This is a genomic window from Rhodothermales bacterium, from assembly GCA_034439735.1.
Classification (GTDB): Bacteria; Bacteroidota; Rhodothermia; order Rhodothermales; family JAHQVL01; genus JAWKNW01.
Genome location: JAWXAX010000274.1, coordinates 1 through 8893, shown reverse-complemented (window position 1 = coordinate 8893; position 8893 = coordinate 1). Strand labels below are relative to the sequence as shown.

Sequence of the window (8893 nt, the reverse complement as noted above, 5' to 3'; positions counted from 1 at the left end):
GTCCATGTGGGTGTAGATCTTCACCGACCCCACGATGTCGGACACCCGGCGGGACGCCAGGCCGATGTCGGTGAGGAGGCGGTCGGCCGCGATGGTGCCTTCGAGCCAGAGCACGAGATCGGGCACGGCGCTGACCGGCAGGTCCGCGGCGATGGCCTCCAGGTCGTCGGGCCGGAAGCCGGCTTCCACGAACGTCGCGGCCAGCATCCAGCTTTCCGGCACCTGGTGCGCATCGAGCCAGTCCGCCACGGCATCTTCGCGTTCGCCGCGCTCCATGGCGGAGAGGTGGGTGGCGAGTTCAAGGCTGCATCGGTGGCGGAATTCATCCGCCGCGCGGACGAGTTCCTCCGATAACCCGTGGCGGGCGAGGCGGGCCACCAGCGCCGGCAGCTTCTGAAGCCGTTCCTGCAGGGTAGCGGCGGCGCGGTTCACCGCGGCGGCGGGGTTGTTGATTTCGTGGGCCAGGCCGGCGGCCAGCTTGCCCAGTGCGAGCATTTTCTCCTGGAGCTGGTCGTTGTACGACGTGCTCCGCACCCGGTCCGACATGAGGGCAATCAGCTTTTGCCCCAGCTCGGGGATGTGGTACAACATCTCCCGAAAATCGTTTTTGTGGATGTAAGCGACACGAGAGGGTTCGATCGGGTTCGCCTTTCCCCCGAAGTGGGTCATCCGCGAGTAGGGCAATAGGCCCGTGATGCGGCCGGCGCGGAAGGTATCGAACAACCGCCAGCCCCCACCCTGGGGGATGAGGATCTGGATCGCCCCCTCGAGAACGATCAACATGTTCTCCGCCGGCGCGCCGGTTTCGAAGGGCACTTCGCCAACCGCCAGACGGTGCTCCGTCATATGGTCGACGAGCCATTGGCGGGCCTCGATCGGCAGTTCACTGAATTCAGGGACGATCAAGAGGTCGTCTGGAACGATCATACTATCACCTCATCCACGTAACACCACGCCCAGGTCTCGCCGGGTTCGATGGACCGGGCGATGGGGTGGTCGGTTTCCAGGTAGTGCCGGCCGGCGTGTTTGTTTTTAGACGAATCGCAGCAGCCGACGTGTCCGCAGGTCATACACACCCTGAGGTGCACCCAATGATCGCCCGTCCGGAGGCATTCTTCGCATCCACTGGTGCTCGGGACAACCGGTCGGGTCCGGGCGATGTGGCTACAGGCTCCGGGGTTGACCGGCTCGAGGACGATCGTGTGGTGCATCCCGCCGACGCCGCCGTCCACCAGGGAGGCCGCGACAGCAGCCTCGGGTTCCAACAGTGAGGCATAATCTCCGTCGCGTACCCCGTTGACGATGGCCTCGATCTGGCTGGCTGGCGTCCCAACGTCCTGCAAGATCTGCGCAAAAAGCTGCACGATGCTTTCCATCTCCTCGGCGATCACGCACGAGGCGCCGGCAGCATGCAGGTGTTCGATTTCAGCGATGTAGCGGGTGCGGACGATGATGTGGAGGTCGGGCTTCAGCGTTTTCGCGACCTGGATCACCCGGTGGGACATGGCGGTGTGGTCGTCGGCTACAACCAGCGCTCGGGCCCGAGCGATCCCCGTGAGCTCGAGGATATGTTGCCTGGAGTAGTCGCCGCGCAGGACCCGTACGCCGGCCGCCTCGGCTTCGTTGGCCCCTTCCGGACTGAGCGTGGTGACGATAAACGGAATGCCGGCGTTCTGCAGCACCCGCACCAGCCGACGGGCGGAGGCGCCATATCCGGCGACGACCACGTGATCGCTGAGGCCCTCGGCGGCTTGGTGATCGAGCGCGGGCTCATCCGTGCCGGCCGGCAGCGGAGCCTCCCGGCTAAACAGGCGAGCCCCCGCCCAGCCCAGCACCGGCGTGAGGATCATGACGATCACCGTCGAGGCGATAAAGGTCTGCTCCCCGATCCCCTCGAGGCCGGCGGGATACAGGCCGATCTCGCCGCCGGCACGGGCCAGCACAAACGAGAACTCGCCGATCTGGGCGAGGATGAGCCCGGACGCCAGGGCCACAGGCATCGAATAGCCCAGGATACGGATGCTGAAGGCCGTGGTGATGACTTTGAGTAGCACCACCGCGAGCACGACGCCGAGCACAAGCGGCAAGTGCTCGAGGAGAAAGCCGAGGTCCAGCAACATCCCCACCGATACAAAAAAGGTGGCGCTGAAGAGGATCTGGAGCGGCATGATCTCGCCCATGGCATGTTCGCTGAACCGGCTTTCGCTGACGATGAGGCCGGCGAGAAACGCCCCGAGCGACAGGCTGACGCCGGCGAGACTGGTCAGATACGCCGTCCCGAAACAGATGCCGATGACGGTGAGGAGGAACAACTCCGGCGAGCAGGTGCGGGCGACGGCCTCGAGGAATTTCGGCATGATCCGGCGGGCCAGTACGAGCACGAGGACGATGATGAGCCCCGCCTTGCCGAGCGCCCAGCCGATGTCGAGCGCGGTTCCGCCGGCGCCGCCCAGCATCGGCACGAGTAACACCATCACGATGATCGCGAGGTCCTGAAAAATGAGCAGCCCAAGGCCGGCCTGCGCATACGGCCGATCCATCTCCCCCCGGTCGCCCAGCATCTTTAGTACGATGGCCGTGGACGAGAGCGCCACCAGGAAACCGGTAAAAAGTCCGATCTGCCAGGATACTCCGAAGAGCACGAGGATCCCCATCGTCGCCGCCATGGCCAGACCCACCTGCAGCCCGCCCCCGCCGAAAATGAGCCGCTGGATCTTCGCCAGCTTTTCCAGGCTGAACTCGATGCCGATCGTGAACAGCAGCAAGACGACGCCCACCTCAGCCGCCTCGTTCACGAGTTCCAGATCCTCCACCAGTCCGATCCCCATAGGCCCGATAACGACGCCGGCCACCAGAAACCCCACGATGGGCATGATGCCGAGCCGGTGGCACAGGTAGGCGATGAGCGCGCTGGCCACGACCAGGGCGGCGATCTCTCCGAAGAAGGCGGGGGTGGCGGCGAGGAGCATGGCGAGGGATTAGCGGGTAGCGATTAGTCAATAGCGATTTGCGAAGGGGGGGGTGTCACAACGTGGCGAGGTGGCGATGCACGAAATGTACGGACACAGAGCCTTCGCCTACCGCGGAGGCGACGCGTTTGACGGAGGCGTGGCGGACGTCGCCGGAGGCGAAGACGCCGGGGATGTTGGTTTCCAGGAGGAATGGGGCGCGTTCGAGCGGCCAGCCGGCGAGGTGTTCCTTCGCGTCGAGGTCGGGCCCGGTGAGGATGAATCCCAGCTCGTCGCGGGCGACCTGGTCGCCCAGCCATTCCGTGTGCGGCGCGGCCCCGATAAAGACGAACAGGAAATGCCCCGGCACGGTCTCGGTGGCGCCGGAGGGGAGATCGGCGATCTCGACGGCGTCCAGCCGTTCGTCGCCGACACATGTACGCACCTCGGCGCGGAGGCGCACCTCGATGGTGGGAATGGCGACGATGCGGTCGACGAGGTATTGCGACATCTTCGCCTCAAGCGATCCGCCACGCACGATCATCACGATGCGGCTCGCGTAGGCGGCGAAGTAGAGCGCGGCCTGGCCGGCCGAGTTGCCGGCGCCGATGATGAATACCGTCTCGCCGGCGCAGTTCATCGCCTCCGTCATGGCCGCCCCGTAGAAGACGCCGCGGCCTTCGAGCCGGTCGGCCCCGGCGGCGGGCAGCTTGTTCCACGACACCCCCATCGCCAGCATCAGGGCGTGGCACGCGATCTCGCGGCCGTCGCCCAGGACGAGGTGTCGGTAGGGTCCTTCGACGCGCAGGGCCTGGACCGACTGCGGGGCCAGGATTTCGACGTTGAATTTACGCGCCTGCGCCACGGCGCGGCGCGCGAGGTCGGCGCCGGAGAGGCCGGAGGGGAAGCCGAGGTAGTTCTCGATGCGGCTGCTGGTGCCGGCCTGGCCGCCCGGCGCCTCGCGCTCGATGAGCACCGTGCGGAGGCCTTCCGAGCCGCCATAAACGGCCGTCGCCAGCCCCGACGGCCCACCGCCCACGATAGCGAGATCATAAAACGGCCGCTCGGCGCGGGTGCGGAGCCCGACGCGTTCGGCAACCTCCGCCGGCGCGGGGTTTTCCAGCACCTCGCCCTCGGGCAGCACCACCAGCGGCAGAGTCGGCGGGGCCGGCTGGCGCGCCACGATGGCTTGTGCCTCCCCTGACGTCTCGATGTCGAGGAACTGATAGGGCAACTGGTTGCGGGCCAGGAAGTCCTTGATGGCGTGGATACGCGGCGACCATCGATCTCCGACGACACGGATGCCCCCGTAGCCGGGACGGTAGCCGGCCTGCCAGTCGTCCAGCAGTTCATCGAGCACCGGATAGAGTTTTTCCTCCGGCGGATCCCAGGGCTTGACCAGATAATAATCGACCTGCGACCGGTTGATCGCCCCGATGGCCGCGTCGGTGTCCGCGTAGGCCGTCAGGAGGACACGTTTGCTATTCGGAAAGAGGAGGATGGAGGCCTGGAGAAAACCGACGCCATCGAGCTGGGGCATGCGCTGGTCGGATATCAGGAGGGCGACATGTTCGTCGCGGGCCCGGATGGCGTCGAGCGCTTCGACGGCGGAGGCGCCGCTATCGGCTCGTAGGACGCGGTAGTCTTTGCCATACTGCTTGCGCAGGTCGCGAGCGATCGACCCGAGCACCTGCGGGTCGTCGTCGACAGCGAGAATAACGGGTTTGGTCATGCAGCGCGGAGCTGAAATCTCAGGGTGGGGCGGGCGGTGGAAGGTCGGCTGGCCCGGGAAAGACGGTGCTGGGACGAGCAAGCAGGGAAGATGTTGCGTCCTTTTATCCTTCCCTTAACAAGATTAACCTCAGCCAAACAACCCTTACATGGGCTGGGCCGTAACCCTACCTGTTCTTCTTGCAGGCGCTCCCGCCTTGTCTCGTTGGAGCCCTCGCCCATGCGAATACTGACCGGTACACACCATGCTTTTGGATAGATCTTTACGCAATTCAGGCCGCGCTGCCTCACTTATAGCCCTCTTGCTTCTTCTGGGCACGGCATCCCTTCAGGCACAGCCAACCGGCCGGCCGCCGGCGGCGGACGGTATGCTGAGCGGCTCGGTTCACGACGCCGACAGCGGCGAGCCCATCGCCACCGCCACCATCGCCGTCTGGAGCCAGCGCGACAGCAGCCTGGTCACGGGCGCCGTGAGCGACTTCGACGGCAGCTTCGCGATCGAACAGATTCGCGCCGGCGTCTACTATGTCAACGTGAGCTTCGTCGGATACGAAAACGCCGTCGCACACGATGTGACGATCTCCCAGGATAAGCCTCGTGTGGCGCTCGGCGTCATCGAACTGGCGCCCGATCTCCAGCAGATGGAGGGCGTCGAGGTCGTGGCCGAACGGGAAGCCGTTACGTTCGAGATCGACCGCACGGTGTACAACACGAAGGACCAGATCACGAGCACGGGCGGCTCCGCCTCCGACGTGCTCCAGAACATCCCATCGATCGAAGTGGATGTGGACGGCAACATCAGCCTGCGCGGCAACCAGAATGTCGTCGTGTACATCAATGGCAAACCCTCGCCGGTCCGGGGAGACTTCCTGGCCTCGTACCTGCAGCAGATTCCCGCCGGCACGATCGAAAAAGTAGAGGTCATCCCCAATCCTTCCGCCAAGTTTGACCCGGACGGCATGGCCGGCATCATCAACCTGGTCATGAAGCAAGACGCCGACCTCGGCACCAGCGGCGGCCTGACCCTCGGCATCGGGACGAGCGACTCGTACAATGCTTCGGGCAACCTGAACTTCCAGAAGGGCAAGCTCAGCCTGTTCACGAACTACGGCTTCCGCTATGACAATCGCCTCAGCGAGGGGTACAACTTCCGCGAAAACAGGTATCTGGATCCGCTGACGTACCTCGAGCAGAACGAAGATGGTTCACGCGAAAATCTATCCAACATGGTCAACCTCAATGCCGATTACGCCTTCAACAAGCAGGATATCCTCTCGGCATCGGCGCAGATGAGCGTCCGCGGCGGCGATAACGAGGGCGTGAATACCTTCGCGCAACTTGGCGCCAACAGCGCATTGACGGGCCTGTACGACCGCGCCTCGGCCAGTTCGGATCAGGGGTTCAACATGGATTACAAACTGTCCTTCAAGCGAACGATCGAGACCTCGAAGCACGAACTCAGCGCCGACCTCCGTTACAACCGTTCGACCGAGTTCGAGGAAGATCTGTTCACTGAGCAGTTACGCGATCTCTCCGGCGCGGCGGCCAACAACACCCCCGAGCTTCAGGGCAACGAGCAGGACAACCTGGAGAACGAATTCGCCGCTCAGCTGGATTATGTACGCCCGCTCGGCGCCGGCAAGCTCGAAGCCGGCTACAAAGGCACGCTCCAGCGGCTTGACGACACCTTCTTCTCCGAGACGTTCGACTACGGCGCCGGCGCGTACTTCCCGGATGTGGATATCAACAACGAGTTTATCTTCGATGAGCAGGTGCACGCCGCCTATGGCATCGTAAGCGGCAGCGTGGGCAAGCTCGACCTTCAGGGCGGCGTCCGCCTCGAACAGGCGCTGACGACCTTCGACCTCACGACAACCAACGAGAACTTCGAGAATAACTATTTCAGTGCTTTCCCCAGCGCGTTTGCCTCCTACAAGTTCTCCGACACCCGGGCGCTGCGCCTCAGCTACAGCAAACGCATCCAACGCCCCCGCACGCGGATGCTCAATCCCTTCGCCAACTATAACGACCCGCTGAATCTGTTCGTCGGCAACCCCTCGCTCAAACCCGAATACGTCCACGCCTACGAACTCGCCCTGCAGCAATTCGGCGAGAAGGGATCGCTAAGCCTGGCGCCGTATTACCGCAAGACCATCAACCAGATGGAGCGGTTCAAGACCCTCGATCCGCTCACCGGGATCTCGACGACGACCTTCGAGAACTTCGACTCCAGCGAGTCGTGGGGCGCCGAGGCCATCGGGTCGCTGCGGCTCGGCCAGAAGCTGAACGGTTTCGCCAGCTTCAACCTCTACAAGGTGGTCACCAACGGCAGTAACCTCGATAGCGACCTGAGCAATTCGGCCATCTCCTGGTCGACGCGCCTGAACGCCACGTGGCAGGTGCGGCAGGGGCTGGATGTCCAGGCCTCCTACTTCTACCGTGCCCCGACCGACGTGGCCCAGGGCCGGATCTCCGCCTTCTCCCGCGCCGACCTCTCGGTCCGCCAGAAATTTATGGGAGACAAGGCAAGCCTGACCCTCCGCGTCAGCGATCCGTTCGATCAGATGGGCTTCCGCTTCATCGTGGACGACAACACGTTCTACCAGCTCGGCGAGCGGAAATGGCAGTCGCGCAACGCCTACCTCACGTTCACCTACAACTTCGGCCGGCAGCCCCAACGCCGCAATCGCTCGCAAAATAACGAGGGCGGCGGTGACATGGGCGGGGACGTGGGGATTAATTAAGGGGTTCGAGGTTCAAGGTTCGAGGTTTAAGGGTGAGCAGTCCTTGAACCTCGAACCTTGAACGCGACTCCATAGACGTTTGCGACGACGACAGAGCCGGCGGGGCGATACATAGGCACCAGAATTCGTCGGTAGTCGAGCCCCTCAAATTGGTCCAGCCGCCCCCAGTGGACCGGTAGCTCGTCCGATTCGAAGAGCAGCGCCGGCACGTCCGTGCCGGCCTCATCCCATCGGAATCCAGGGTACCCCCACGTCAGCCCCCATCCGTTGGCCGACCGTTCGCCCCGGAGTACGGCCGGCGACCACGTTCCGGCGAGGCTGCTCAGCTGATCCGCGTTCACCTCTCCAGGCGCCAGGGTGCCGTACACGGCCAGCCGGCGCGACGGTTGGAATTGCAGCTCGACGAGGGCCTCCAGGGCCTCGTCACGCGCCTCGACCCGAGACAGATTGATCCGAAGCAGGAGGGCGAGTAGGCCAGGCAGGTTGTGTTCGAGATCGTGCATGCATCCCTTTCAGGCTTATTCAGGACAAGAGATCGTTACGTGCGCCCATCTCCGCGCCGGCGTTTGTATGTTGTGGTCTCACTCGAAATCCTGACTTCGATGCGCCGATCGGCTCTCTGTTTCCTACTTCTCCTCTCGCTTGTGGGCTGCCGGACGAGCCAGCCGCCGGTTACGGTTCCGAATTACGTGCCGGCCGTGCTCGCCCTCGGGCCGCCGCAGGTTTCCTTCATCCCCATTGGCGACTCCCTCGCGGACGATTCGGCCATGGCGGCGCTCGTCGCCCCGTACCGCGACCAACTCAAAAGCCGCGTCAATGAGGTGATCGGGACGGCCGAGGCTCCTTTCGAAAAGGGCCAGCCCGAAGCACCACTCGGCAACCTTGCCGCCGATGCGATGCTGGCCGACGTCCAGCAATGGGTCGACCGCCGGGTCGACCTCGCCCTCACGAATAACGGCGGCCTCCGCATACCGCTCAACGCCGGCATCGTCACGGTTGGGCTGATCTACGAATTGATGCCGTTCGACAATATGTTGAGTGTGCTGGATATGACGGGCGTACAGGTGGACTCCCTCGCCCAGCAGGTCGCCCGCCTCGGCGGCGAGCCCATCGCCGGCTTTTCCTTTGTCATCGACGGCAGCCAGGCGACTGACATCCGCGTCGCCGGTGCCCCGCTGGATCCGGCCCGAACGTACCGTCTCGTCACTTCCGACTATCTCGCCAACGGCGGCGGCAACATGCCGGCCCTCTGGAGCCCTGCCGGCCGGCAGGACCTGGGGGTCCTCCTCCGCGATACCTACATCCGCCACATCCAGGCGATGGGGACGATTCGCCCGTCTGTCGACGGGCGAATAAGGCAAAATGAATAACGGGTAGTGCCCCTTATGGGGGTTGTTGTTCTTTGACGTATCTTCAGGGGTGTTTCATCAGGAGCTCCCCCCATGGAAAACCAGGTTGTTTTCGCCGAAG

6 protein-coding genes are annotated in these 8893 nt (G+C 63.9%); 2 read left to right on the top strand and 4 right to left on the bottom strand.

Annotated elements, in window-relative coordinates:
* The 3 genes from SH809_19180 to SH809_19170 all read right to left on the bottom strand — a co-directional run.
* Positions 1 to 927 (bottom strand): Crp/Fnr family transcriptional regulator (locus SH809_19180; GenBank protein ID MDZ4701842.1); only part of this gene is annotated, 927 nt, incomplete at its 3' end.
* Positions 924 to 2969 (bottom strand): cation:proton antiporter, encoded by a 2046-nt coding sequence (locus SH809_19175; protein MDZ4701841.1) that lies wholly within the window; start codon positions 2967 to 2969, stop codon positions 924 to 926. The genes SH809_19180 and SH809_19175, both read right to left, overlap by 4 nt.
* Positions 2970 to 3024: 55 nt before the next feature.
* Positions 3025 to 4680 carry an FAD-dependent oxidoreductase gene (locus SH809_19170; protein MDZ4701840.1) on the bottom strand — a complete coding sequence of 552 codons (1656 nt, stop codon included), beginning with the start codon at positions 4678 to 4680 and terminating at the stop codon, positions 3025 to 3027.
* Positions 4681 to 4924: 244 nt separating this feature from the next.
* Here SH809_19170 and SH809_19165 point away from each other — a divergent pair, with 244 nt between their 5' ends.
* Complete coding sequence (locus SH809_19165) at positions 4925 to 7423, top strand: TonB-dependent receptor (GenBank protein MDZ4701839.1); 2499 nt, start codon at positions 4925 to 4927, stop codon at positions 7421 to 7423.
* Positions 7424 to 7449: 26 nt separating this feature from the next.
* Here SH809_19165 and SH809_19160 read toward each other — a convergent pair whose 3' ends face one another.
* On the bottom strand, positions 7450 to 7926 hold the full coding sequence (locus SH809_19160) for a gamma-glutamylcyclotransferase family protein (GenBank protein MDZ4701838.1): 477 nt from the start codon (positions 7924 to 7926) through the stop codon (positions 7450 to 7452).
* A gap of 99 nt (positions 7927 to 8025) precedes the next feature.
* Here SH809_19160 and SH809_19155 point away from each other — a divergent pair, with 99 nt between their 5' ends.
* A complete protein-coding gene (locus SH809_19155; GenBank protein MDZ4701837.1) occupies positions 8026 to 8793 on the top strand; it encodes a 5'-nucleotidase C-terminal domain-containing protein in 768 nt (255 codons plus the stop codon).
* The last annotated feature ends 100 nt before the right edge of the window (positions 8794 to 8893 follow it).